The following is a 25,085-nucleotide window of genomic DNA, read 5'->3' on the forward strand; positions in this document are numbered from 1 at the left end:
CCTCAATCTTCTCAAACAATCATCCTCGGGAGGGATATCATGAGAAAACTTCTACTCGCCACAACCGCCATTGCATTCGCCTGCACGGCTTCGGCTCCGGCGTTCGCCGAATTCAACGACCGCAACATCCGTGTGTCGAACGGCATCAACGCCGACCACCCGGTCGGCAACGGCATCGAAGCCATGCAGAAGTGCCTGGACGAAAAGTCCGGCGGCAAGCTCAAGCTGACCGCGTTCTGGGGCGGTGCTCTCGGCGGCGACCTGCAGGCCACCCAGGCGCTCCGTTCGGGCGTTCAGGAAGCTGTCGTGACCTCGTCCTCGCCGCTCGTCGGCATCGAGCCGGCGCTCGGCGTCTTCGACCTGCCGTTCCTCTTCGCCAATGCCGAGGAAGCCTACAAGGTTCTCGACGGCAAGTTCGGCAAGATGATGGACGAGAAGCTGGCAGCCGTCGGCCTCGTCAACCTCGCTTACTGGGAAAACGGGTTCCGTAACCTGTCGAACTCCGTTCGTCCGGTCACGAAGTGGGAAGACTTCTCGGGCCTGAAGGTCCGCGTGATGCAGAACAACATCTTCCTCGACACCTTCCAGAACCTCGGCGCGAACGCCACGCCGATGGCCTTCGGCGAGGTGTTCTCGGCTCTCGAAACCAAGACGATCGACGCCCAGGAAAACCCCTATGTGACGATCGACACCTCGAAGTTCTTCGAAGTGCAGAAGTACATCACCGAGACCAACCACGCCTACACGCCGTTCCTCTTCCTGTTCTCGAAGGCCATCTTCGACACCTACACCCCGGAAGAGCAGGCGGCCCTTCGTGAATGCGCCGTCGTCGGCCGCGACGTCGAGCGTCAGGTCATCGCCGACCTGAACAAGAAGTCGCTGGAAAAGATCAAGGCTGCCGGTCTCGAAGTGAACGTCCTGTCCCCGGAAGAACAGACCCGCATCCGCGAGAAGTCGATGGTTGTTTACCAAAAGCACATGGACGAGATCGGTGCGGACGTCGTGGACGCAGTCCTTGCCGAACTCACCGAGATCCGCAAGTAATCTCCCTGCTGCATGTTTCCTTAAATCGTAGCCGATTTAAGATAAAAACATGCAGCAATTCAAAGTGCTACAGGGTCCTTTGCGCGTCTGATAAGACGCGCGGCGCTGTAGTGGCGGCCCTTCGGGACCGCGCCAAAAAGAAGCCCGCAGCGGTTTCCGCTACGGGCTTCTTTCATGTGTTGTGCTCTCGAGAAGGCTTGTCCCGTATGAATGCCGGTGCCGGGGAAGCTTGGCGCCGGCTCTGGCGTGCCCATTACGTCGTTCAGCGCGAACAGCACCTGCCGAGCGGCATTACCGCGGGCCGGCGAAGGCGGCGAGCCCAAGGGCTTCCGCCGAAGCCTATTGGTTTTGTCGTCGGTTTTTCCTAAGGGCTTTCTGAGCCGTCACGTCGGTCAGATGCCCGAGGCATCGGACATGCGGCGGGTGACTGTGAATATCTTCCCCATGTCGGGGTGTAGCTCCATGCCAAGCCCCGGACCGGGGGGAACCGTGATCATCCCGTTTTTCACTTCCGGCAGCGCGGTCACAAGATCGCGATACCAGGTGTTGTAGAAGGCGCGCACGCTTTCCTGGACCAGCGCATTGGGCGCGTTGAGCGACAGATGGGTCGAGGCGCAGAGCACCACCGGGCCGGTGCAGTCATGGGGGGCGACGGGCAGGTGCCAGGCTTCGGCCATCGACGCGATCTTGCGGGCTTCCGAGAGCCCTCCGCACCAGGATATGTCGAGCATGACGATGCCGGCCGCGCCGGTTTCGAGATAGTCGCGGAAACCCCACCGGGTGGCGAGCGTTTCGGAGGCCGAGATCGGGGCCGGGGAGACTTCGGCATAGCGCTTCAGGCTCGAAAGGCTGTCCATCTTGATCGGATCTTCATGCCAGAAGGTGTTGAAGGGAGCGAGCGCCTTGGCAATCTGCATGGCCGGCAGCAACTGCCACATGGAGTGGAACTCGACCATGATGTCCATCTTGTCGCCGACGGCCGCCCGGATCTTTTCGAAGGGAACGAGCGCTTGCTTGAGGTCGGGGACCGATATGTACTGGCCGCGCGTCTTTTCGGCGGCCGCGTCGAACGGCCAAATCTTCATGGCGGTGATGCCGTCTTCGAGCAGTGAAAGCGCCAGTTCGTCGGCGCGGTGCAGGAAACCGTTCAGGTCGTCATAGTCCTTCCCGGTCGAAAGACCGTAGTTGGATGTCGTCTGGCCGGTCGCCTTCTTGATGTATTCTGTGCCGGCGCAGGTGTTATAGGTGCGGATCTCGCGCCGCGTGAAGCCGCCGAGAAGCTGGGCGATCGGCTGGCCCGTCGCCTTTCCGAAAATGTCCCAGAGCGCGATGTCGAAGGCGGAGTTGCCGCGCACTTCGGCGCCGGAGGAACGGAAGCCGACATAGCCGACGAGATCGGCTGCGAGGCGGTCGATCTCCAGCGGATCACGGCCGATCACGCGGGGCGCGACGTATTCGTGGATGTAGGCTTCGACGGTCTCCGCGCCGAAGAAGGTTTCCCCGAGGCCGGTTATGCCTTCGTCGGTGTGCACGAGCAGCCAGAGGAGATTGGCGCGCTCGGCGACGCGCACGGTTTCGAGACCTGTGATTTTCATGGAAACTCCAGTTTCTTGGTTCAAGTCAGGCCGGCACGGCCGAGAGCCTTGAGGCTCTGGTCGAAATGCCGGTCCATGATGGTCGAGGCCGCCTGAGGATCGGCGGCGGCGATCGCCTCGGCGAGCTTGAGGTGCAGGCGGTTTACGGCTTCGCGTTCGTCGTCGCTGGCGCGGGCCTTCCAGCCGATCGGCCAGCTCTCGACGATCACGCCTTGAAAGGCGCCGATCATGAGGGCGAAGACGGGGTTCTTCGAGGCGCGCGCGATCGCCAGATGAAGGGCGAGGTCGTTTTCCATGACGACGGCCGGTTGGTCGAGGCGGTTCTGCATGGCGCGGGCGAAGCCTAAGATCTGGTCCGCCTCCTGCTCGGTGCGCAGCAGGGCGGCAAGCGTTGCCGTACGCCCCTCGATGGTGCGGCGCGCGTCATAGATCTGGCGGATGTCGATCTGGTCGGTGAAGAGGCCGTGCCGGAAGGTCATGGCAATGGAACTGTCGTCGAGTTCGGCGACGGTGGGCCGCTTGCCGGCGCCGAGGTCGATCAGTCGCATCGCGGCGAGCGAACGCAGAGCCTCGCGAACCACGGTGCGGGACACGCTGAGGCTTTCCGTCAGGGCTGCTTCGGAGGGCAGGCGATCCCCCGGCTTCAACTGGTTTTTGCGAATGAAGGCGGAAATCTGCGAGACCGCGCCTGCGACGAGGTCACCGGAAGATGGCGTGGTCGTGTCCGTTTCGCTCATTCTCTATCCTATGACTTTTGCAAACCTGTATTATAGGTTTGCGCAAAAGCCAAGAGCAAAAGGATAACGGCAAACATAAAAAGGGGCGGCGAAGCGCCACCCCTTCCTCTCATGTCGCGTCTTGATCAGACGTCGGCCTTGAAGGTCTGCTTCTGCGTGCCGAGGCCTTCGATCCCGAGTTCAACGACGTCGCCGGGCTTCAGGTAGCGCGGCGGCTTCATTCCCATGCCGACGCCCGGAGGCGTGCCGGTGGAGATGATGTCGCCGGGTTGCAGCGACATGAACTGGCTGAGGTAGGACACGAGGAAGGCGACGCCGTAGACCATGGTCTTGGAGGTCCCGTCCTGCATCTTCTCGCCGTTCACGGTCAGCCACATGCCGAGGTTCTGCGGATCGGCGATCTCGTCCTTGGTCACCAGCCACGGGCCGATCGGGCCGAAGGTGTCGCAGGACTTGCCCTTGGTCCACTGGCCGGAACGTTCGGTCTGGAAGCCGCGTTCGGACACGTCGTGGCTGACGCAGTAGCCGGCGACGTAGTCGAGAGCTTCTGCTTCGGAGACGTATTTTGCGGTCTTGCCGATGACGACGCCGAGCTCGACTTCCCAGTCGGTCTTTTCGGACTTGCGCGGGATCAGCACGTCGTCATTCGGGCCGCAGATGGCGGAGGTGGCCTTCATGAAGATTACCGGCTCCGGTGGCACCGCCATGCCGCTTTCAGCGGCGTGATCGGAGTAGTTGAGGCCGATGCAGATAAACTTGCCCGTACCGGCGACGCAGGCACCGATGCGGTCCGCCTGGATTTCCGGCAGGGAGGCCGCGTCGAGGGCGGCAATCTTCGCCAGACCCTCGGGCGAGATATCGGCGCCGCCGATATCCTTCACGTGGGTGGAGAGATCGCGGATCTTGCCGTTCTTGTCGAGCACGGCGGGCCTTTCCTGGCCAAGCGGGCCGACGCGCATGAGCTTCATTAAGTGTTTCTCCTGTCTTCGTTGTCGTCAGATCGTCCAGCCGCCGTCGATGGCGTAGGCTTGGCCGGATGTGTAGGTGGCGCCGGCGAGATGCAGCGCGAGGTCGGCGATCTCTTCCGGCGTTCCGAGGCGGCCCATCGGCTGGCGGGCAATGAAGGCCGCACGAGCCGTGTCATAGTCGCCCTGGGCCTTCATACGATCCTGCAGGGAAGGGCTTTCGACCGTGCCGGGGCAGATGGCGTTGCAGCGGATGCCTTGGGTCACGTAGTCGGCGGCGACCGACTTGGTGAGGCCGATGACGGCCGCCTTGGAAATGCCGTAGGCGCAGCGGTTCGGCACGCCCTTAACGCTGGAAGCGACCGAGGACATGTTGATGATCGAGCCGCCACCGCGGGCGATCATGCCGGGAAGAACTGCCCGGATGGTGCGGATCATGGCGCGTACGTTGAGGTCCATGGCAAAGTCGAGATCATTGTCGGCCATCTCCATGACGTTGCCGCCATGAACCACGCCCGCGCAGTTGAACAGCACGTCCACGTCGCCGAAGCTGCCGAGTACCGATTTGACTTGTGCCTCGTCCAAGACGTCTAGCACGGCCGTCTCGACGAGAGTGCCAGGGCCGGCTTCGGCTGCGAGCGTCGAAAGTGCGGCCGCGTTGATGTCGGTCGCAAGAACGCGGGCGCCGGCGCGTGCAAAGGCAATGACGCTCGCGCGGCCAATGCCTTGCCCGGCGGCGGTGACTACGGCCTTCTTGTCTTTCAGGGACGTCATGACGCGTGCTTCCTCGTAGTTATCAGGTTGTCAGACTTGTTCATGCGCGAGGCCGATCTGTCAATGTCATTTTCGTCCAGGGGTGCACTTCGTCGCCGGCCGCATGCGGAGGCGATTGCGGTGCTCCAAAGAAGTGCGTCGCATTCGCCGGACGTGCTTATGTTCCTGGCACTTGCGCATGCGGTCGCGGGGATGCCCGGCGAGGTGGCCAAGACTACGGCTCGCTTGAAAGCTGAATTCCCGACTTTCAATGGAATGCTTCATCGCGGGGCCGTCCCGTGACGAACCAGATGAGGCTCCGCCTAGTGCCCGGATGGGTCAGGGAACGATGCCCCGGCAGGCCCAGGCGATGTTTGCAAAAGATCGGGGGCCGTCTGGCCGGCCGGCCTCATAGGCGTCGCGCACGGCCGCCTCGGTGCGCGCCCGCTCCGTGGCGTCGAGTGTTGCCACGTATTTGCCAAGCGGTCCTTCGCCCGCGGCAATCGGCCCCCAATAGTCGTCGAAGCTCTGGTAGTCCATGCGGATCATCAGCTGGGTTTCTGCAACGTCAACGAGGCCTTGCTCGACAAAAGTCCGGTTCATTTCACCGGGCTGCATCATCGGCTGAAAGCAATAGCGGGCGCGCAGTTGGCGCCCGCCTTCGCTGAGTGCTGCCACCGTATCGACCATCATGCGCATGCCGGGCATGCCGCCGAGGTGGTCCCAGACGGCCGCCGCGACAGCACCGCCCGGACGCACGACGCGACGCATCTCGGCGACCGCCTTTCCGGCTTCGGGCACGAAGTGGAGCACGAGCAGCGCCAAGGCGCGGTCGAACGTACCGTCTTCGAAGGGCAGGGCGCAGGCATCCGCCTGGCGTATCTTTATGCGGGTGTCGGTATTGCGCCGGTTTGCCTCCTCGACGAAGACCGGCGAATAGTCGATCGCGACGATCTCGCCGAGATCGGCGGTGCTGGCGAGCGCGAAGGTCAGGCTGCCGGTGCCACAGCCGACATCGAGAATCTTTTCGCCATCGGCAAGCCCCGCGAAGTCAATGAAGAGCGGCGCAAGATTTCGGCTCCAGCGGCCCATGAGCTGCTCATAGCCGGCCGCGTCGTGGACAGTGAAACTCGAGGTCATGTTACCCTCCCTGCGCAGGGCATATGCTAGACCTCGACAGAGAGGTTGCCAAGGCGCGCTGCGCGAGGCTCGCCGGGCGCGGTGGCGCTCTGCGCGTCGTTCGAGCCGTCTTCGTCCTATTCAGCCTCGGCCTCATGCGTTGACCCAGATCAATGTTGTTCCCGGTGCGGACATCGGCGTGTGTCGTCACGCTGGGGCTAGACTGGGCGGCTGCAACGGGCGGGCTGGATGACACGCGGCGCAGATGACCTTCAAAGGGAACAACTGGTTTGCGCGAGCGTTGGCTGACCAGAAGGAGGAACGACGATGGCCAACCCTGATCTGCATCAATCTCATGATCTCATTGCCAGCGACATGGTGGTGGGGACAAATGTCTACGACATGAACGGCGACCACATCGGATCGGTCGAGAGAATAATCCTCGAGAAACGCGGCGGACGCGTCGCCTATGCGGTGATGAGCTTCGGCGGTTTCCTGGGAATTGGGCATGACCATTATCCGCTTCCCTGGGAAATGCTCGACTACAACACGGATCTTGACGGCTTTCAGGTGAACATCACCAAAGAGCAGGTCGAAGGAGCTCCCCGGTATTCAGCAAACCAGGAATTTGACTGGAGCCCCGAGAGCGGTCGTCGCGTCTATGACTACTATGGAATTCCGCCTTATTGGGTGTGATCAAGCGAGCCTTTCGGGCCCGAAGAATTGACCTTTCTCCGAAGCATCTTCGAGAAGAGTTCGGGCCCGAAAACCTCCGGGTCGACCACGTGAGACGCGAAGCGGGTAGTCGCACAGAGTCCCCGGTCGTGAGTGGCGAGGTCGGTCAAGGAGAACACAATGACCGAAGGCGATAACACGCAGCAAGTCTTGCAGTGCATGACAACCGAGCATTTCGTGCTGCAGACCGCCCGCACAGCCACAATTCAGGAAGCGAACCAGCGTGCGAACCTGTTCCTGACTTCGGTTTCGAGCGCAACGATCGCTCTGGCCTTTGTCGCACAAGTTACTGAGATGGGTCCGCCATTCGTGCTGTTCAGCCTGATTCTGCTACCCTGCCTCTTTTTCATCGGCCTGGTCACCTTCGTGCGCGCCGTGCAGGTCGCCATCGAGGACATGGTGCACGCCCGCGGCATGGCTCGGATCCGGCACTACTACACCGAATTCGCGCCAGTCATGCAGAAGTATCTGATCCACTCCACCCATGACGACCGCTCGGCGGTGCTCGTCGACAAAGGCTTTAAACCATCGCCCCAGCAGTACTTCATGAGTGTCTCGGGCATGGTGAGTACGATCAACGGCGCAATCGCAGGCGTTTTCACGGGAATAGTGGCAACGTCCGTATTCAGCTCGGGGATGGCGCTCGGCGTAATCTCCGGGATTTGTGCTTTTGCAACAAGCAGCTTGCTGTTACGGCGCTACCACATGCGCGCCTGGGCTGCCGCCGAGCACAAGTTGCCGACGCTTTTCCCGGGCGACTCGTAATGGGTCCGCAGTACGGTGCGTCGCCCTGAACGCCTCGAACAACTGCTCGCGAACCTTCCAGAAGATCTACGCGCCGGTCGTCCGGCGAACAGTTTTCGGGGCGGCATCTGCGCGCCACTGTTTTTTTAGGATCCCGAGATCCCACGGAACCAAGATCAGTGTCGGATGTTTTTGCTTCATTCGACGGGAGCAGCGCGATGGCAAAGGTACGGTATGAGGTCGTGGAGCACGACGGGGGGTGGGCCTACAAAGTCGATGACGTCTTCTCTGAAACTTTTCCCAACCATGCCGACGCACTTGCCGCAGCGGAAATTGCGGCGCGTCACCATGAGGCTCCCGGTTCGACCGAGAATATCGAATTCCAGGATTCCGCCGGCCACTGGCAAGAGCAAGTCGCCTCCGGTTTCGACCGTCCCCGTACCGAAGTCGTCGATACACGAAGCGTTCAGCACGGGATAGGACACCCTACCGTGAAGCACCGCAGTGCACTTCGCACTGTCTTGCTGCTCGCCGGCATTGGCTTCGCGGTCGGATACGTTCTTCGCCCTACCCAACGTCGCTAACTCAAGGGCCGCTCGTTTCGCATTGCTTGCCGAAGTGCTGCCAACTCGCCTTCCTGGCGCTAACGCTTCGCATTCGCAGCCAAGATACCGGTCGGTTCCAACGAGCAACGGCGGACCATTGCGGCCGACTTCTCTCGGTGGAGTGTCGGTCGCGCAGGCCCGCAAAACGTCGACATCATTCATCACGGAATTGCATCGTCTCATCTAATCGTTTCATGATTCGCACCCTGGCATACCCTTGACTCCTGACGGTGCGCCTTTACACATAGAGTTGTCAGACATCTTACATAAAGAGGGATCGTGGCTGACGGATCGAACAGGAGGATCATGTGAAAAAGCTCATCGCACGACTTGCCATCGGGGTTGTATTCGTCGCCGCTGCGGTCTCTGCCCATGCGGGGCAGACGCTCGACCGGGTCATGGAAAAGAAGGCGATGGTCGTCGCGACCAACAGCGGCTGGCCGCCCCAAAGCTATTTGGATGATAACAACGAGATGGTCGGCTTCGACATCGATGTCTCGCGTGAGATCGCCAAGCGCCTCGGCGTCGAAGTGAGCTTCGAGACGCCGGACTGGGCGACGCTCACCGGCGGCCGTTGGCAGGGCCGCTACGACCTCGGCGTCGGCTCGGTGACACCCACCAAGGCGCGCGCCCAGGTCATCGATTTCGCCGGCATCTACTACTACAGCCCGTACGTCTACGTCCTGCACAAGGACAGCGAGGCGAAGGCGGTGGACGATCTGAAGGGCAAGGTTATCGGCGTCGAGACGGCGACAACCTCGGAAGATTTCATCAACCGCCGGCTCGAAATCGACGCGCCGGGCTTGCCGCCGATCGAGTACAAGCTGGAGCCGGGCGAGGTGCGGACCTTTGCCGACTCCATGCTGCCCTTCGATGACCTGCGCCTCGGCAACGGTGTGCGCCTCGATGCGGTGATCGCACCTGAGCAGACCGCGCTCAACGCGATCAAGAACGGCTATCCGCTGCGCGTGATGGACGGCGAATACGCCTTCAAGGAGCCGCTGGTCGTCATCGCAGAGAAAGTCGATCCGGAGTGGACCGAGAAGGTCGGCGGCATCATCGAAGAGATGAAGAAGGACGGAACGCTGGCGACGCTGACCACCAAGTGGTACGGCAAGGACTACAGCGCGGACTGACAGGATGGGCGCGGGCGATTTTCGCTCGCGCCCCTGCATTTTCAGCGGACCGGCACGGCATGACCTACCCAGACAGCTATTACAGACGAACCATGGCGGACCAGACGGTGCGCCGGTCGCTCGCGGGCAACGTGGACTGCGACACCGTTATCATCGGTGGGGGCCTGGCGGGCCTCACCACGGCACTGCAGCTTGCGCGGGGCGGGCAGGCGGTTGCCATCCTGGAAGCCGAGAGCATCGGCTTCGGAGCCTCCGGCCGTAACGGTGGCTTCGTCAGTCCCGGCTATGCGACCGGCAGCGCCGAGATCGCACGGATTGCCGGCGAGGATGCCGCCCGCCGCCTCCACCTGCTGTCGATCGAAGGCATGGACTTCGTGCGCGAGACGATCGAGGCGCTGGCGATCCGCGATGCCCTGCCGACACGCGGGATCACAAGCGTGCTGCGCTATGCGGACGGTGCCGGCCTGAAGGCGCATGCGGAGAAAATGCGTCGTCTGTACGACTACGATCTCGACTACCTCGACCGCGACCAGGTGCGTTCAGTGCTGAGATCCGATCGCTATTTCCAGGCGCTGCGCGACAGGCGGGCCTTTCACATGCATCCGCTCAACTATTTGCGCGCACTTGCCGGCGAGATCGAGCGCCTCGGCGGCCTGATCTACGAGTCCTCTGCTGTGACGAAGGTGGTGCTCGACGGCGCCGAGAAGCGGGTCTTGACCGATGGTGGCGAGGTCCGCGCCCGCACGGTCGTCTTCACGACGGGCGGCTACACGGGATCGCTTCATGGCAGGCTCAAGCGCGCCTTCCTGCCGATCGCGACCTACGTGATGGTCAGCGAGGAAGCGCCCGATCTCATCGCTTCGGCCATCGCGACCGCCGACGCGATCGGCGACAACCGCCGTGCCGGCGATTATTACCGCGTCGTCGACGGGGGGAAGCGCCTGCTGTGGGGTGGGCGTATCACCACGCGCGCGGCCTCGACGGATGCGCTCGTCCGGGAGCTGAGGGCCGAGATGGTAGGTACCTATCCGCAGCTTTCCGACCTGAAGACCGAGCTCGCCTGGTCGGGCCTCATGTCCTATGCCCGGCACCTGATGCCACAGATCGGGCAGATGAGCCCGGGCGTATGGTACTGCACGGCCTTTGGTGGACATGGACTCAACACGACCGCAATCGGCGGCAAGGTCGTCGCCGAGGGCATCCTCGGCCAATCGGAGCGCTACAAACTCTATCAGCCGTTCGGGCTCGTTTGGGCGGGCGGGTTCGCCGGGCTCGCCGTCGCTCAGCTCACCTATTGGAAACTCCAGGCGCAGGACTGGTGGCGCGAACGCGCCGCCTGAGACAGGAAAGACCACAATCATGATCGGTCGATTGATCCTCACCTACCCGGAAGCATCGCGGCGCGCCGGCGCCCTTCTCGTGCTCGCCCTCGTGACGCTTGCGCTCTACCAGCTCGGCATAAGCTCTGCCTGGATCGGCCGGTTGCTGCCGGCGTCGCAAGGCTGGCTCGGGGAAAATCCGGCGGCCGGTCGCCTCGTCTCGGCACTCCTGATCGCGCTGATCGTGGCGGCGAACTGGAAGGCGCTACGCCAGCTCTCCCGGCGTCAGCAGATCGTCGCCGTTTGGGCCGAACTCTTCGCGCTCCTGATGTTGTTCTTCTATTCCTTCGATCTGTCCTTCACCTTCATCGCAAAGAAGATCGGATTCCTCATCTCGCAGGGCGTCGTGACGACGCTCTACATCTCGGCGATTTCGATCGTGATCGCGACCGTCATTGCGCTTGCCGGCGCCATTGCGAAGCTCTCCAGAAACGGCGTCGTCTATGGGCTCGCTACCTTCTACACCTCGCTCTTCCGCGGCCTTCCGCTGCTCATGCAAATCTACATCATCTACCTGGGTCTGCCGCAGGTCGGCTACGTGATCAGCGCTGTTCCCGCCGGTATCCTGGCGCTCTCGCTCTGCTACGGCGCCTACATGACCGAGATTTTCCGCGCCGGAATCGAGAGCATTCCACGCGGTCAGACGGAAGGCGCGACCGCGCTCGGTCTCAGCCCTGCCCAGACAATGGGCCTCGTGATCCTGCCACAGGCGATGCGCGTCATCATCCCGCCCACGGGCAACCAGTTCATCGCGATGCTGAAGGACTCCTCACTTGTGTCGGTCGTCGGCGTCTGGGAAATCATGTATCTCGCGCGCACCCAAGGCCAGACCGAGTTCCGCCATATCGAGATGCTGATCACGGCCTCGATGATCTACTGGATCCTCTCGATCTGCCTCGAATACGCCCAGGCTCGCATCGAGGAACGCTTTGGACGCTTCGATGTCCGCTGAGGTCTCCTCCGCGGGTGCCGACGGTGCGGCGCCCGCCGCCAACGGGCGGGCCGCGCTCGTGGTGCTTCTGGCCTTCGCCGTCTTTTCCGGCACGGACGCGATCGTGAAAGTGCTTGCCGCCGGAATCGCGGCCCCGCAGGTGACGTTTCTGGTAACGGCGACGGCGCTAGTCATCCTCTTCTGTCATGCTGGCGTCGCTGGACGCCTCCGGCGGCTCGTGCCGCGCCAGCCCGGTCTCGCGCTGTTGCGTGCCCTTCTTTTAGCGGGCGACACCTTGCTCATCCACTATGCCTTTGCGGCCCTGCCGCTCGCCGAGGCCTACCTGCTTGCCTTCCTGACGCCGATTCTCGTGGCAATGCTCGGATTCCTGCTGCTTGGGGAACGGCTTTCGCCGATCGGCTGGGCAGGCGTGGTGATCGGCTTCGCTGGCGTGGCGGTGGCGTTGAAGCCTGGCGTCGCGCCGCTTAACCTCGGCCATGCTGCCGCCCTCGGCTCTGCGGTTCTTTTCGCGCTCTCGCTCGTTCTCCTGCGCCGGACGAAGACGGCGGAGACCGATGAGGCCCTCGTCGCGAGCCTGCTCGTCGTTCTGACGCCGCTTTCGCTCGGCGTGGCACTTGTCGGCGGCGGCATCGTCCCCGTCAGCACGCAAGACTTCGCGCTCGCGTGCGCCGGCGGAGCGTTACTTCTTGGCGGCCACGCTCTGCTCGTCCGGGCCTTCCGCATCGGCGAAGCTTCGGTCGTCGCTCCATTCCAATATAGCCAGATCGTCTGGGGCGGCCTCTACGGCGTGCTCCTCTTCGCAACACCCCTCGAATTCCACACGCTGGTCGGCGCCGGGATTATCGTCCTGTCCGGCTGGCTCGTACTCAAGTGATCCGGGAGACTCATCATGCCCACGTCCACCGAAGGACTGTCGGAAATCAAGCTTTGCGGCGTTCACAAGTGGTACGGCCACTATCATGCGCTTGACGACGTAAACCTTTCGATCGCTCCCCGCGAAAAAGTCGTGATCTGCGGCCCCTCGGGCTCGGGAAAGTCTACGCTCATCCGCTGCGTCAATCGTCTGGAGGCGCATGAAAGCGGCCGGATCGTCGTCGCGGGAGTCGAACTGGATCATGACGAGAAACGGGTGGAGGCGATCCGCCGCGAGGTCGGCATGGTCTTTCAGCAGTTCAACCTCTTTCCGCATCTGACAATCCTCGAAAACTGCACGCTGGCACCGATGTGGGTGAAGAAGATGCCGAAGAAGGAGGCGCGCCAGATTGCGATGCATTTCCTGGAGCGTGTGCGCATTCCCGAACAGGCGAACAAGTATCCGGGCCAACTGTCCGGCGGCCAGCAGCAGCGCGTCGCGATCGCGCGGGCGCTCTGCATGAACCCGCGCGTCATGCTCTTCGATGAGCCGACCTCCGCGCTCGATCCGGAAATGGTCAAGGAAGTGCTCGATACGATGGTGGCGCTTGCCGGCGAGGGCATGACGATGGTCTGCGTCACGCACGAGATGGGCTTCGCCCGCCAGGTCGCCGATCGCGTGATCTTCATGGACCGCGGCCGGATCGTCGAAGAGGGCACGCCGGACGAGTTCTTCGCGCGCCCCAGGACGGAGCGTGCAAGCCTGTTCCTCAGTCAGCTCCTCCACTGAGGCGGCTCCGGCGCTCCCCGCGGCCTAAAATGGCAAAGGTTCCTGCGGAAAACCGCCGACATGGGTGCAGGTCTCGGCGGCCCAGTCCCGCCCGTCCGCGAGGCATGCGGAGAGCGGCTTGCCGGCGAGATGGGCCGCGAGAAACGCAGCGATGAAACTGTCGCCGGCGCCCGTCGTATCGACGACCGCGACCGGCCTGATGCCGGCTTCAGCACGGATAATTCCGTCGGTTGCCATGGAACCATTCGATCCGCGCGTGACGACGGCGATACGGGCGCCCTGCGCCAGAAGTTCCGCCGCCATCCGCTCCGCCGCCGCTTCGTCTGGTCCGGCCGAGGCGAAGGCGATAGCAAGCCCTGCAACTCCGAGATCGTCCGGGGCGGCATTCACCGAGACGTCCTGCGACAGGCTGACCCCTTCCGCCACCAGCCTGCGCCTGAGCGCGCCGCCGTCGTTTATCCAGCCGATATGGACATGGTCGAACGTCTTCAGCACAGCCACCTCCGCGTCGTCCGGTGCATAGCCGGCACAGACGCCAAAATCCTCGTAGGAAATGATGCGCTCGCCCGACGGCAGCACGTCTATGTTCGTATAGGCGGTGATGCCCGACCGCTCCTGGAGATAATCCAGGGCCACCCCGTTGCTCTGCAGCAGGCGGCGCGTACGCACCCCGTCTGCATCACGCCCCACCGCACCGAAGTAGTGGGCGATATGCCCCTTCCGGGCGAGTTGTACGGCAACGTTCACCGCGTTGCCGCCGACGAGTGATTGCGAGAGGGGCGGCTGGAAGCGGTCGATGCAATTGTCGCCGACTGTGGCGAAGCGAAGGGATTTCATACAGGCCTCGTGATCGGACATTAAGCCGCGAATGCGACGATGTGCATTCGCGGCTACTGCCTGATTCCTTAAATCGGAATCGATTTAAGGACAAAATCACGCAGAGACTCAAAGCTGTACAGCGACCTTTCCGCGTCTGATCAGACGCGCCGCGCTGTAGCGGCCTCGGGAATCAAGCGTCGGCGTCAGTAGGCGACGCGTTTGTAGTAGCGGCGAGTCGTGAGCGGATGGTTGCGCATGACCTCGAGATGGGCGCTGATCCGTTCGAGCACGGTGGCGAGCAGCACCGGCGAGACCAGCGCGCGGACCTCGGGCGAAATGCCAGGCAGCGCAAAATCCGCCGTGTCGAGTACCGTCAGCTTGTCGGTGTAGTTCGGCGCGAAGTTCTCGACGCGTTCGGCGAGCGGGCGGAGCGCATCCTCGCCCTTGAAGAGGACGACACTGACGCCCTTTTCGACCAGTTCCAGAGTGCCATGGAAGAAGTCGGAGGCATGCACCGGCCGGGTGCGGATCCACTGCATCTCTTCCAAAATGCACATGCCGTAGTAGAAGGCTTGCGGCCATACGTTCCCCGCGCCGGTGATTATGTGATAGTCGGACCCCGCGAGGATCTTCGCGAATGCCTCCGCCTTCGGTTCGTAGGCGCGTTTCACATCGAGAAGCAGTTCCGGCATCCGTGCCAATTCGGCGATGATCCCGTCGTGGTTCGCAATCTCGCCGCGCTGCTTCAGGATGGCGAGTGCGATGAAGAGCGACTGCAGATAGAAGGACTCGCAGGACGTGTCGTCCTCGGCGAAGTTGACGAAGACATGATCGCCGCCCTTGCCTAGTGGCGTTTCCTCGTGGCCGACCAGCGTGACGACGGTCGCCCCAATCTCCTTGAGTCTGGCAAGCAACGCGACGCTCTCCTTCGTCGTACCGGAGAGCGACGGCATCACGACGATCGATTTGTCCGTGAGATGCGCGCAGCCGGTAACGACGAGTTCGGCCGGCATGTCGACGAAGGCAGGGAAGCGCGAGCGGCGTTGCAGCAGTTGAGCGGCCGGCTGCATCAGAATCGCCGCTCCGCCGGTGCCAAGAAAGAAGATATTTTCGGCACCGGCCGAAAGGCAGGACGCGATCACCGTTTCGAGGCGCTTCTGCAGCGCGATGGCCCCCGACTGGATGCGGAGAAATCTCTGTTCGTCAAAATTCAGCATGGTCTTGCTCTCGGTGCAACGGGTGGTGATTGTCGGAAGTTTTGTGTTTCAATGTTGTAAGACAACTGACATCATGATGAAGTCGAGTCAAGCCGTACCTTCTGATTTCCGCTGCAGTTACCTGTGACAAGAGGTCCCCATGATGGACGGAGCGCTCTTCATTCGCTTGACCTCCTCGAATTTGTCAGACAAGAACAAGACTGAGATCTTCTTGCTCGAGGCCGCCATGGACGAACCTCTTCGCGATTCACGTACCCTGGCGATCCAGCTTCGTGACCGCATCGCCGATCTCATTCGCAGCGAAGGCCTGAAGCCGGGCGACAAGCTGCCGACGGAAGCGCAGTTAACCCAGCGCTTCAAGATTTCCCGGCCCGCGTTGCGCGAGGCGCTGAAGCTGCTGGAACAGGATGATCTGATTTACGTCGAGCACGGCCGGGGCCGCTTCGTCTCGGCGATCTCCGCCGTCCACGTCGACCGGCCTATCACGGTCTTCGAGAGCGTGACCGACATGGCGCACCATTACGGCTACAAGCCGGTCAGCAAGGTGCTTTCGATCGCTGAGGAGACCGCTGACAAGCACGTGGCGGCGCAGCTTCAACTGACGGCGACGGACCGCGTCATCCGCATTGAGCGGCTGCGGCTGCAGGGCGATGAGCCGATTCTCTACTGCCTCGATTACGTGCCGCGCAGCATCATTCCGGCCAGGCTCTATGACATCGACTGGAGTGGTTCGCTGCTTTCCCTGCTGGAGGAATACAAGAACCGGCCCCGCATGTCGGCTGCCACGGTCTCTGCCGTCATGCTGCCCGACGAGGTCGTCCAGCGCAACGACCTGCGCGATTTCGGACCGGCGCTGCTCATCACCGAGACCTGCTTCAATGCTGCCGGCACGCCAGTGAACTACGCGATCGACTATCACCGCGGCAGCCATTTCTCCTTCAGCCTCGTCCGCAAGTGAGCTTGGTTAGAGAACTGCCCCGGTAAGCGGATCAATATCCTAAAGCGCCGCGCCTTGTCAGACGCGCAAAGGACGCTGTAGCACTTCGAACTTGGCAGGTAGGATGCGGCTCCTCACATCGACTTGTCGTCGTTGCCGCCCCTGCGTGAAATTGCACTGATAGCTCCTCTCAAGCCTGGTGATGAGCGGAAGCGAGATCCCGGCCGCGATTTTCAATCGGCACTTACGAGACAGTCTCGCGACTTGCCGGTTGATGCAGAGAACGAACAGAGTAGCTTGCCGGGGCGCAGTCGACCGGTAGACTTTCTACCAGCATGGATTGTTACGCATCCTTGAAGCCCCATTTCTGCTCGGGCCCGCTTTCCAGCGGAACGATCTGTCTCCGGCGCCCTTCCAGTTCGTCCACCCGCCGGGTTACGACGTCGGCGACGAAGGCCCGGCATCATCCTCGTCAAGCGCGTTGCCGTCGGCAAGTCCAGTGTCCCTCATTGCGGAAATGAGCATTGAGGGCGTGAATGCCGCACCGCTTTGGTCGAACTCCTGCAGGACTCTGCGGACTTCTTCCTCGAGTAGCAATTTCTGTTTCTCATCTAACATTTCTTCCTCCTGAACGGCAGCAGGATCTGCAATAAGCCTGCCTCTGCATCACCGTGTCCGACAAGGCGGGGCCTGCGCTGCCATGGATTTTCGCGCCCGTTGCCAGCCTCCAGCTGTAGCTCCGCCACCGGCAAATGGGACGCAGGGCTGCACCCTTCTCGCATTCCGGTTGCGGATATCGGCGCCGGGGACGCTTCCCAATGCGAGATGCGGAGATGCGCTCTGGTGGACCTTCGTCCACCAGCTCGTTTCTGCGCATTCCCGCATGTCGTCATAGACGTGGTAACGACTGGTTGCCGAGACTGTTCCGCGCGAGATGATACAGCCGGCAGCGGCTACGTTCCCTCGCGAGCCCGTTACGTCGCTGTCGGATGGCCTGCACGCTTTAGTGCACGGTGGACCGCGGCGCCCGGCCCTGAAATTGCGCGATCAGAGCGATGCCGTGCTGCAAGAGAAGCTCAGCCGCTGGCAGGTCCCTTGTCACGACCTCGCTGGCGCAACCACTTATGGTCCTGGCCAGACTGATCGAGTTTGCTGCAAACCTGTCGTCGCCGATTTCCTGCGCCTCCTCGGCAGTCGCCTCAAGCGCGTTTGCGACCAATGTCATCATGTCCGAACGCTCGCGAAGCGTCATCGCGTCCAGGGTCTTGGCAGAATCCCTCATGGCTAGCTCCTCTGTTCTTAGTCGGAATTGGTCGCGCGCGGCCAGGCAGCCGGACGGACGTCTATTGCGTTGATTGCTTCGATGATTGGAGTTCGGGAGGCCGAAGGCCGCTCCCAGCCCATTAGATCGGGATCGAGGGCGATGGATGCAAGGAATAGCTACCATGCGGCTGGCGCATGTCGCGAACGCCCGTCGTGCTCTGCTTACTTTACCTTGGCATGGCGCTGCTCCGGTGAGATGGAGCAAAGGCATCATAGGCGCGCGGCGCTGTAGTCGTACCGCAGCGATGGATCGGGATCATTCACGTAGTCGAGCTGAAAGAAGAAGCAGCGGTCGTCCCCCTCCACGGCCATTAACCCGAGCACCCTCTCCGGACCGATCCTTCGGAAATGGTCGATGATGGGCTTGCGGTCGTAGAGCATGGCCGCGCTGGTTCGGTCTCGAAAGCGTGACGTCCGCAGAATAGCTGTCGGGCCTCGCGCGCGCAGATGTTTGACCAAATGGGAGAACAAATTCCTCGCGGCGCTGGTACGACCTAACCGATGGAAGCGAAAGGCCAGGTGAAGCGGGATTGGAGATGGATCGATCGGCACGAGGAGGTTGCCATATGTATTGAACAACAGAGCGTCGGCGCGCATGTCGGGGCGGAAGCGTTTACCGAACCAACCCAGGTTCTCCAGCACCCCGTCCAGCGGATGCCCGGTCGCAATTCCGCGGCCTTTCCAAAGCCCCACCATCTCGGTCACCGGCACCGCGTCCAGGCTATCGAAATAGGCGAGGGCCTCGTGCTGGGAGCCCATCTTCATGTGCGTACTCAACGACGTGCCTAAGTCGCTACACATGCCGCGTTTATCTAGGGCACGCCTCCTGATCGTCCACCGGAGCCGACAAGGACAAGAACATGCAGCAATACGAAATGCTGCCGCTGCCTTTGCGCGTCCGGTGGACGCGCGGCGCTCCAGGGCCGGGCGGTTGACACAGGCGAGCCTGTGAGCGTCAGATGACTTGAGAACTGCGCTGCGCGGCATTTCCCGAACGCAAGATTCCACGCACGAGGCGGTTTGCCGGGTCGTATTCTGCAGGAGCGGCATGTGGTGTTCCTTGTTCAACCCAGGCTGGTCAATGAGCCTTTCGGCGATGCGGGCGTCCTGCTTGATTTCACTTTCAAGTCGCGTGCGATCCTGTTCGATCTCGGCGATCTGTCTCCTCTTCCGGCTGGCACCGTTTCCAAGATCCGGCACGTGTTTGTGTCTCACATGCATATGGATCATTTCGCGGGCTTCGACCGGATGCTCCGGTTCCACCTCAACCGGACGGCGGAGCTTCAAATATTCGGTCCTCCCGGTCTGACAGACGCCGTCGAGGCAAAGCTGCGATCGTACACCTGGAATCTTCTCAATGAGACTTCCGAGGATTTCTCGATCATTGCGGCAGAGTGGAATCTCAAGGATGAGCTGACCCGATCCCGGTTCAAGGCACGCAGTAGATTCGATCGCGAGACGCTCGGCGTCGAGGTGCTGGCTTCCCCCCGTCTCCTCGTGGAGCCAGACTTCCACATCGAAGCGATCGAGCTCGATCACGGGATTCCGTGCCTGGCATTCGCGTTTCAGGAGAGCCTGCGGGTAAACGTGCATAAGACGGTGCTGGATCAGCTTGGCCTTCCGGTAGGCCCCTGGCTGACGGAGGCCAAACGTCTCGTGAGGTCTCACGGGGGCCCGGGCGCGGTCGTGCAAATTCCCGGCCACCGCGACGTGACACTGGGCGACCTCCTCAGTGCCAAGGCGCTCGTCACCGGCCCGGGAGAACGAGTCTGCTACGCAACGGACCTGGCATTTACCGACGCGAACGTCTCACGCTTGCTTGCGTTGGCGGGAGGGTCGGACTACCTCTTTATCGAGGGCGGCTTCCTTGATGAGGACAAGGCGATTGCAGCTTCCAAAAGGCACCTGACCGCATTGCAGGCCGGCAGTATCGCTGCAGACGCCCTTGTGACAAGGGCTGTTCCCATGCATTTCTCACCGCGCTATCTCGGTCGGGAACAATCGCTGATTGAAGAGTTCCGGGCAGGCCTTGCCGACCAGGCTCCTCATGCGGATCCTTGAGCTAAACTGACAACTGCAATCGCCAGCCCATGAGCTTGATTCGGTCCTCGCCGAGCGAAATCAGTCACGGCGATCCATTTCGAGGTGGCGTCACGTCGTTGAGATGGTAGTTGCCGACCACGTGATATTTCCAGCGCACCGGATCGTGCAGTGTGTGCGTGCGCGCATTGCGCCAGTAGCGGTCGAGATTGAGTGCGACCTTGGTCGAGGCGGTGCCGGCAAGTTCGAAGAGCGTGTTGGTGGCGTCGAGCGCGACCTCTGTCGTCAGAACCTGGGCGGCGGCGACAGCAAGGCTCGCTTCGATTGCGTGTTGCTCCGTCGGATCGATTTGGGCGATGTCGACCTTTCTTCCCGCATGTTCGACGACTGCCGACGCCGCCTCCAGGCGGATGGCGATCTCGCCGACCCGGGCGATCGTCAATGGGTCTTCCGACGCCCGTTCCACGCCGCTGCCCGTCCACGGCCGCGCCTTGGTGCGGACGGAGTCGACGGTCTCCCGGAAAGCGGCGCGCGCAATGCCGAGATCCACGCCGGCATGGATGATCTGGCCGACGGAGCCGATGGTGCCGGGACGTTCGAATCCGCGGTGAAACCGGACGACGGATCCGGCGTTCACATAGACATTCTGCAGTACGGTCGTGCCGCTGCCGGTGACGCGTTGCCCGAAACTGTCCCAGTCGTCGATGATCTGCACGCCTTCGGTGCCGCGCGGGACGAAGGACATTGTCAACTGGTCGGCAGGATCGAGCGCGAAAATTGCGATCCAATCGGCAAAGAGAACGCCGGTCGAATAATATTTGCGGCCGTTGATCCGGTATCCGGCACCGTCTTCGGTCAGGCGCGTGTCGTAATCGCCGACGGTCTCCGTACCGGTTTCGGCGAGCGCATTGCCGAACCGGTCGCCAGCAAGCACCCGCCCGAAAAAGAACTTCTTCTGCTCCTCCGTCCCGTCGTGACGAAGCGCCTCCAGGACATAGAAATGGTTCTGGGGAATCTGGCCGATCGAGCTGTCGGCTTCGGAGAGGATCGCCGCGACCTCGGCGAGCACGGCGTTCGATACATCGATCCCGTCGTAATCCGATGGAACGCTGATCGCCAGCAGGCCCGATTGCGCGAGTTGATCGAGTTCCTCATGGGGAAGAACGCGCTCCAGATCACGCTCGCTGGCACGTACCGCAAACTGCCTTGCCAGATCTCTTGCAACCGACAAGGCCTCTTCCTCGCTTTCGATGCGCTGCGCGGGCGATCTCGTCTTCTCGGCGAACTGCGAGATGGTTCCCATATCGATCCTCCATAGATCGCGACGTCCCTGGATCGCATCAATCCGGAACACTCGCAATCGGTTCCAAGAACGTCGGTGCGGGCGGAAGCCGTTTTCACTCCCCACGAGTCCGCTCCGACCATTGGCCGTATCACTGAACGATCACCTTACATCCGGTAAGGAAGCTTGTTCTATAGAATTTATGGATATTGAACTTTCTTTGCTTCGCTCGCGTCGATCCACTCTCATATCATGAAGCATGGACTGTTTTCTTGCATTCGCCAATTGTACGTCCGGTCGCGGTGGAGAAGGCTGTAAAGGCGGCGACGGGCGAAGCCGTTTGGCGCACTGCTGTCGAGGGGCAATCGTGGCTTGGTTTCAATCGGAAGCGCCGCGTGATGTTATTCGGCGGCGACTGCTTGAGACGAGTGGTTGAGACGAGCGGTCGAACAAAACGCTTGCCGATCGGTCTCTTTGTCATAAAATACTAACTTGATAGACTATGCCGCATAAGCATGCGTCTGATAGGAGGCGCGGCGCTGGAGGCAGCCAAAGGAGCGCAGACTTCCCGGTAGCCGAGCGGCATCCAGTCTTGATATCCCTGAAAATTCAAACGGCAGCTATTTGTGTGTTTCGAAGTCCTGCGTAGGGGTTGCCCACGACTGATACGGCTGCGGCCGGACGCAAAGGAGCTCACATGACTGTTTACGGATTGTTTGCAACGAAGCCGCCCGCGGCGGCCGGCCTATCCTCGAAGCCCGAGATTGCCATAGTCGGGCGTGGATTTTCAGGCATCATGATGGCGATCGCGCTCATGAAGTCGGTCCGCGTATCCTTCCATTTGACCATGTACGATCCTCACCCGTCGATCAGCGGTGGCCAGGCCCTGTCTTCGGCGCAGAGCTGCGAGATACTCAACAGCCGCGTGCGTGATCTCTCGGTTGCCGCCGGGCAGCCTGACGATTTCAACGACTGGCTTTGCACCAATGGCGAATTCCGGGCGGCGGTACCGGCGGCGATACCTGGCTTCCAGCAGATTTTCGTGCCCAGGGGCATTTTCAGCGACTACGTCCATCAGCGTTTTTCCGAGGCGCTTGCACGCCGTTCCGATATCACCGTGAAGTTCTCCCACCAGCCAGTCCGTGGTCTGCACAAGCTCGCCACAGGTCGCTTTACGCTCGTTCACGATGCCGGAACCGACGAATGCGATGTCGTCGTGCTCGCGACCGGCTTTGGCATGAGGCCTCGCGACGTCGATGTTCCCGACGAGGAGCGGCCGGTCGTCAGAGCCCGCCGGCTTGTCGATCCGCGGCATGCGATCCTTCTTGGCAGCGGCATTCGTGTCGTCGATCAGCTCTTCCAGTTGCGTGACAACGGCTACGCGGGAACGGTCACGCTCCTGTCGCGACATGGCTTTCTTCCGCAGACGCATACGCGCCTGTCGGCGGCCCCGAGTTTCCCGGTCGACCCGATGCCGTCGAGCCTCCGGGAGATCGTCCGGTTCGTCCGCAAGGCCTGCGCCGATGCGGAGGCCAAGGGGCAGAGCTGGCAGTCGGCGATGAACGGGCTTCGCCGCCGTGCGCGCTCGCTCTGGCAGGCGCTCCCCGCGCGGGAAAAGCGCCAGTTCAACCGGCATCTGCGCGCCATCTACGACAGCCACAGAAACCGCCTGCCGGCGGCCGTCCATGCTCGCCTCCAGCAGGAGCTTGCCGAGGGCCGGACGATACTTCGTCGCGGATGGGCCGGGCGGCGGGTGCCGGAAGGACTGATGGTTCGCTGGTCCGGCGAGCCAACGGAGGAACTGCTGCGGGCCGACCAGGTGATCGACTGCCGCTGCTCGGCGCCGGACCTCCAGGCGCCGTTGCTTCAAAGCCTTTTTGCCGGCGGATTGGCCATGCCGGACGAGCTCGAACTCGGCATTGCCGTCAGCCCCACCGGAGAGGTGCTCGGCAGCGGCGGCCGCACGCCGAACCTCTTTGCGATCGGTCCGCTCGGAGTGGGCAGCCTGCCCGACATCGACCTCGTCCCGGAGATCGTCACCCAGACCTATGCGGCGGCACGCCTGATCGCGACCGGCAAGCGCGTGGCACTGAAGGCGGGGTGATCGGAACCGCGACGATGTAGGCTGCAGCACCCGTGCGTCTTTTTAGACGTGCAGGTGCTGTAGCACTTTGCGTGGCTGCGTATTTTTCTAGATCGGCGCGACGTCGAATTCGCACAACAGCCGCTCGAACCTGCCAAGCCGTGCTAGCGCTCAGAGACAGACGGCGGATAGCTATCTATGTCATTCTTCGAACGACCCAGAGCGACCGTTCCGCATGAGCGATTCCCGACACGAGTTGAAGGCGAGGATTATCCTTGAGCCGTTCGGCCTCATTCACGTCAAGTAGCAGGACCTGCTGATCGGTCTCGTTTGCGTTCGGCGTAATCCACCAGCGCCGATCCTCGTAGCAAAGGCCGGCTTCCGGGTTCTCCTGGAAGTATTCAATCGCATATTCAGCGTCCGCTTTTCGCGGACCCGCGCCCACGGACATTTGTTCTTTCGCTCCCTCTAAGATCGGTTGGGGGTCTACGCGATTATACTTCATTATGGCGCCTGTTGCAGCGAGGACCATTTTTGCTCGCCGTCGAACAACCCGATGCTCAAGATAGCCGAGCCCTTGACAGCCTTTCACAGCATATTTAACATCCATGTTAAATACAAGGATATGTCATGCACACCGATCCCCTGAGCGCCCAGTTCGCTGCCCTTGCCGATCCCACGCGCCGCGCGATCCTTGCCCGGTTGAGCGAGGGCGAGACGTCGGTGAACGATCTCGCCGCTCCGTTTGCGATGAGCCTGCCGGCCATCTCGCGGCATCTGAAGGTGCTGGAGAGTGCCGGGCTCGTCAGCCGCAGCCGCACCGCGCAGTGGCGGCCCGCCAAGCTCGAGCCGCTTGCGATGAAGGGGGTCGCCGACTGGATCGATCAGTATCGCCACTTCTGGGAATCGAGCTTCGACCGGCTGGATGCCTATCTGAAGAGCATCCAATCGGGGAGCGACGATGGCTCCCGTCACTGACAGGCTTGCAGCGCACACGCTGAACCTGCGTCGCATCTTCAATGCGCCGCGAGAGCTGGTCTGGCGCGCCTGGACGCGGCCGGAGATGCTTGTCGCATGGTTCGGGCCGCCTGAGTGGCCCGCGGTCCGCACCGAGCAGGACCTGCGTCCGGGCGGCACCTGGCGTGCCTGCCTGCGCTCGACGTCGGAAGATCGCGTGCTCTGGCAGGGCGGCGTCTATCGCGAGGTGGTTCCGCCCGAGCGGCTGGTGTTCAGCTTCAAGTGGGAGAGCGACGATCACGAGGACGGCACTCCGGTCGACACGCTCGTCACCATGCTCCTCACCGAACTGCCCGACGGGCAGACGCAGATGGAGTTCACGCAGCAGGGATTGAAGTCCGAGCAAAGTCTTGCCGGACATCGCCACGGCTGGACGGGCACCTTCGCCCGTCTCGATCAGTGGCTGCACACCTACGGGAGGACAGTATGAACACGCCCGCGATGCTCTGGACCGGTCGGATTCTCACCGGGCTTTTTGCCCTGTTCATGCTTGGTGCCTCGATCGCGCCCAAGCTGCTCCAAATGCCTGTGGCGGAAGCGACGATGGCTGAGCTTGGCTGGCCTGCCGGCTATTCGTTCATGATCGGCCTCATCGAGCTGACCTGCCTCGTGCTTTACCTGATTCCGCGCACAAGCGTGCTCGGTGCGGTGATGATGATGGGGCTGCTCGGCGGCGCTATGGCGACCCAGATCCGCGCGGGCAGCCCACTCTTCAGCCACATCCTGTTCAGCATCTATCTCGGGCTGTTCATGTGGGGTGGCCTATGGCTCCGCGACCAGCGCCTCAGGGCTCTGTTTCCGCTTGCGCGAGAGCCTTCCGCTCCACCTCGTTCGAGGGACGTGGCAGCGTTGCCTGTTTCCAGCCAATAAGCGGGATGGACGCACCGGCGACCTGCAGTGCAGCTCCCCTCGACGGTTTCAGCCAAGTGGGTCTTGAGCGTATTCGTTCTGCAGCCGGTCG

At 62.0% G+C, this 25,085-nt stretch carries 27 protein-coding genes; 15 read left to right on the forward strand and 12 right to left on the reverse strand.

What is annotated here, in order from left to right; translation table 11 throughout:
• Positions 1-39: 39 nt before the first annotated feature.
• Positions 40-1,044 carry a TRAP transporter substrate-binding protein gene (locus tag ILFOPFJJ_RS18525; RefSeq protein WP_173512019.1) on the forward strand — a complete coding sequence of 335 codons (1,005 nt, stop codon included), beginning with the start codon at positions 40-42 and terminating at the stop codon, positions 1,042-1,044.
• A gap of 392 nt (positions 1,045-1,436) precedes the next feature.
• Here the strand turns inward: ILFOPFJJ_RS18525 and ILFOPFJJ_RS18530 are convergent, their stop codons facing one another.
• The 5 genes from ILFOPFJJ_RS18530 to ILFOPFJJ_RS18550 form a co-directional block, all read right to left on the reverse strand.
• Positions 1,437-2,639: a mandelate racemase/muconate lactonizing enzyme family protein gene (locus ILFOPFJJ_RS18530; protein ID WP_173512020.1), complete on the reverse strand. Its 1,203-nt coding sequence runs from the start codon at positions 2,637-2,639 to the stop codon at positions 1,437-1,439.
• A 20-nt stretch (positions 2,640-2,659) separates the two neighbouring features.
• Positions 2,660-3,376: a FadR/GntR family transcriptional regulator gene (locus ILFOPFJJ_RS18535; RefSeq protein WP_173512021.1), complete on the reverse strand. Its 717-nt coding sequence runs from the start codon at positions 3,374-3,376 to the stop codon at positions 2,660-2,662.
• Between the two features lie 125 nt (positions 3,377-3,501).
• Positions 3,502-4,344, reverse strand: coding sequence for a fumarylacetoacetate hydrolase family protein (locus ILFOPFJJ_RS18540; protein WP_173512022.1), 843 nt, complete (start codon positions 4,342-4,344; stop codon positions 3,502-3,504).
• A gap of 27 nt (positions 4,345-4,371) precedes the next feature.
• Positions 4,372-5,115 (reverse strand): SDR family oxidoreductase, encoded by a 744-nt coding sequence (locus tag ILFOPFJJ_RS18545; protein WP_173512023.1) that lies wholly within the window; start codon positions 5,113-5,115, stop codon positions 4,372-4,374.
• Positions 5,116-5,433: 318 nt separating this feature from the next.
• Positions 5,434-6,234 (reverse strand): class I SAM-dependent methyltransferase, encoded by an 801-nt coding sequence (locus ILFOPFJJ_RS18550; RefSeq protein ID WP_173512024.1) that lies wholly within the window; start codon positions 6,232-6,234, stop codon positions 5,434-5,436.
• Positions 6,235-6,540: 306 nt separating this feature from the next.
• On the opposite strand from ILFOPFJJ_RS18550, the gene ILFOPFJJ_RS18555 reads away from it, so the two are divergent.
• From ILFOPFJJ_RS18555 to ILFOPFJJ_RS18590, 8 genes are all read left to right on the forward strand, one after another.
• Positions 6,541-6,909, forward strand: a complete 369-nt coding sequence (locus ILFOPFJJ_RS18555; RefSeq protein ID WP_173512025.1) for a PRC-barrel domain-containing protein — start codon at positions 6,541-6,543, stop codon at positions 6,907-6,909.
• A gap of 159 nt (positions 6,910-7,068) precedes the next feature.
• Positions 7,069-7,713, forward strand: a complete 645-nt coding sequence (locus ILFOPFJJ_RS18560) for a hypothetical protein (protein WP_173512026.1) — start codon at positions 7,069-7,071, stop codon at positions 7,711-7,713.
• 197 nt (positions 7,714-7,910) lie between these two features.
• Positions 7,911-8,276: a DUF2188 domain-containing protein gene (locus ILFOPFJJ_RS18565; protein ID WP_173512027.1), complete on the forward strand. Its 366-nt coding sequence runs from the start codon at positions 7,911-7,913 to the stop codon at positions 8,274-8,276.
• A 329-nt stretch (positions 8,277-8,605) separates the two neighbouring features.
• Positions 8,606-9,433, forward strand: coding sequence for a transporter substrate-binding domain-containing protein (locus ILFOPFJJ_RS18570; protein ID WP_173512028.1), 828 nt, complete (start codon positions 8,606-8,608; stop codon positions 9,431-9,433).
• A 59-nt stretch (positions 9,434-9,492) separates the two neighbouring features.
• Positions 9,493-10,773 carry an NAD(P)/FAD-dependent oxidoreductase gene (locus ILFOPFJJ_RS18575; protein WP_173512029.1) on the forward strand — a complete coding sequence of 427 codons (1,281 nt, stop codon included), beginning with the start codon at positions 9,493-9,495 and terminating at the stop codon, positions 10,771-10,773.
• 19 nt (positions 10,774-10,792) lie between these two features.
• Positions 10,793-11,764: an amino acid ABC transporter permease gene (locus ILFOPFJJ_RS18580; protein WP_173512030.1), complete on the forward strand. Its 972-nt coding sequence runs from the start codon at positions 10,793-10,795 to the stop codon at positions 11,762-11,764.
• The gene (locus ILFOPFJJ_RS18585) at positions 11,754-12,638 is read left to right on the forward strand and encodes a DMT family transporter (RefSeq protein ID WP_173512031.1); all 885 of its coding nucleotides are present in this window, start codon (positions 11,754-11,756) and stop codon (positions 12,636-12,638) included. Before ILFOPFJJ_RS18580 ends, ILFOPFJJ_RS18585 begins: the two co-directional genes overlap by 11 nt.
• Positions 12,639-12,653: 15 nt before the next feature.
• Positions 12,654-13,406, forward strand: a complete 753-nt coding sequence (locus ILFOPFJJ_RS18590; protein ID WP_173512032.1) for an amino acid ABC transporter ATP-binding protein — start codon at positions 12,654-12,656, stop codon at positions 13,404-13,406.
• Between the two features lie 24 nt (positions 13,407-13,430).
• Here the strand turns inward: ILFOPFJJ_RS18590 and ILFOPFJJ_RS18595 are convergent, their stop codons facing one another.
• On the reverse strand, positions 13,431-14,243 hold the full coding sequence (locus tag ILFOPFJJ_RS18595) for a PfkB family carbohydrate kinase (protein WP_173512033.1): 813 nt from the start codon (positions 14,241-14,243) through the stop codon (positions 13,431-13,433).
• Positions 14,244-14,428: 185 nt separating this feature from the next.
• Complete coding sequence (locus ILFOPFJJ_RS18600; protein ID WP_173512034.1) at positions 14,429-15,442, reverse strand: SIS domain-containing protein; 1,014 nt, start codon at positions 15,440-15,442, stop codon at positions 14,429-14,431.
• Between the two features lie 226 nt (positions 15,443-15,668).
• Here ILFOPFJJ_RS18600 and ILFOPFJJ_RS18605 point away from each other — a divergent pair, with 226 nt between their 5' ends.
• Positions 15,669-16,400, forward strand: a complete 732-nt coding sequence (locus ILFOPFJJ_RS18605; RefSeq protein ID WP_173512497.1) for a GntR family transcriptional regulator — start codon at positions 15,669-15,671, stop codon at positions 16,398-16,400.
• Between the two features lie 414 nt (positions 16,401-16,814).
• Here the strand turns inward: ILFOPFJJ_RS18605 and ILFOPFJJ_RS18610 are convergent, their stop codons facing one another.
• From ILFOPFJJ_RS18610 to ILFOPFJJ_RS18620, 3 genes are all read right to left on the reverse strand, one after another.
• Entirely contained in the window at positions 16,815-16,997 is a 183-nt protein-coding gene (locus ILFOPFJJ_RS18610; RefSeq protein ID WP_246299682.1) for a hypothetical protein, read from the reverse strand.
• A gap of 385 nt (positions 16,998-17,382) precedes the next feature.
• A complete protein-coding gene (locus tag ILFOPFJJ_RS18615; protein WP_173512035.1) occupies positions 17,383-17,661 on the reverse strand; it encodes a hypothetical protein in 279 nt (92 codons plus the stop codon).
• A 251-nt stretch (positions 17,662-17,912) separates the two neighbouring features.
• A complete protein-coding gene (locus ILFOPFJJ_RS18620; protein WP_173512498.1) occupies positions 17,913-18,461 on the reverse strand; it encodes a GXWXG domain-containing protein in 549 nt (182 codons plus the stop codon).
• Positions 18,462-18,752: 291 nt separating this feature from the next.
• Between ILFOPFJJ_RS18620 and ILFOPFJJ_RS18625 the strand changes: the two genes are divergently transcribed.
• On the forward strand, positions 18,753-19,763 hold the full coding sequence (locus tag ILFOPFJJ_RS18625) for an MBL fold metallo-hydrolase (protein WP_173512036.1): 1,011 nt from the start codon (positions 18,753-18,755) through the stop codon (positions 19,761-19,763).
• Between the two features lie 64 nt (positions 19,764-19,827).
• Here ILFOPFJJ_RS18625 and ILFOPFJJ_RS18630 read toward each other — a convergent pair whose 3' ends face one another.
• On the reverse strand, positions 19,828-21,045 hold the full coding sequence (locus ILFOPFJJ_RS18630) for an SfnB family sulfur acquisition oxidoreductase (RefSeq protein WP_173512037.1): 1,218 nt from the start codon (positions 21,043-21,045) through the stop codon (positions 19,828-19,830).
• A gap of 676 nt (positions 21,046-21,721) precedes the next feature.
• Between ILFOPFJJ_RS18630 and ILFOPFJJ_RS18635 the strand changes: the two genes are divergently transcribed.
• Positions 21,722-23,128 (forward strand): FAD/NAD(P)-binding protein, encoded by a 1,407-nt coding sequence (locus tag ILFOPFJJ_RS18635; RefSeq protein ID WP_173512038.1) that lies wholly within the window; start codon positions 21,722-21,724, stop codon positions 23,126-23,128.
• A gap of 175 nt (positions 23,129-23,303) precedes the next feature.
• On the opposite strand, the gene ILFOPFJJ_RS18640 is transcribed toward ILFOPFJJ_RS18635, so the two are convergent.
• The gene (locus ILFOPFJJ_RS18640; protein WP_173512039.1) at positions 23,304-23,558 is read right to left on the reverse strand and encodes a hypothetical protein; all 255 of its coding nucleotides are present in this window, start codon (positions 23,556-23,558) and stop codon (positions 23,304-23,306) included.
• 179 nt (positions 23,559-23,737) lie between these two features.
• On the opposite strand from ILFOPFJJ_RS18640, the gene ILFOPFJJ_RS18645 reads away from it, so the two are divergent.
• The 3 genes from ILFOPFJJ_RS18645 to ILFOPFJJ_RS18655 are packed head-to-tail and all read left to right on the forward strand — an operon-like array spanning position 23,738 to position 24,994.
• On the forward strand, positions 23,738-24,085 hold the full coding sequence (locus tag ILFOPFJJ_RS18645) for an ArsR/SmtB family transcription factor (RefSeq protein ID WP_173512040.1): 348 nt from the start codon (positions 23,738-23,740) through the stop codon (positions 24,083-24,085).
• Entirely contained in the window at positions 24,069-24,554 is a 486-nt protein-coding gene (locus ILFOPFJJ_RS18650; RefSeq protein ID WP_173512041.1) for an SRPBCC family protein, read from the forward strand. Before ILFOPFJJ_RS18645 ends, ILFOPFJJ_RS18650 begins: the two co-directional genes overlap by 17 nt.
• Positions 24,551-24,994: a DoxX family protein gene (locus ILFOPFJJ_RS18655; protein WP_173512042.1), complete on the forward strand. Its 444-nt coding sequence runs from the start codon at positions 24,551-24,553 to the stop codon at positions 24,992-24,994. The genes ILFOPFJJ_RS18650 and ILFOPFJJ_RS18655 overlap by 4 nt, the downstream gene beginning before the upstream one ends.
• Positions 24,995-25,085 lie beyond the last annotated feature (91 nt).

It is taken from the genome of Sinorhizobium psoraleae, from assembly GCF_013283645.1.
Taxonomy (GTDB): domain Bacteria; phylum Pseudomonadota; class Alphaproteobacteria; order Rhizobiales; family Rhizobiaceae; genus Sinorhizobium; species Sinorhizobium psoraleae.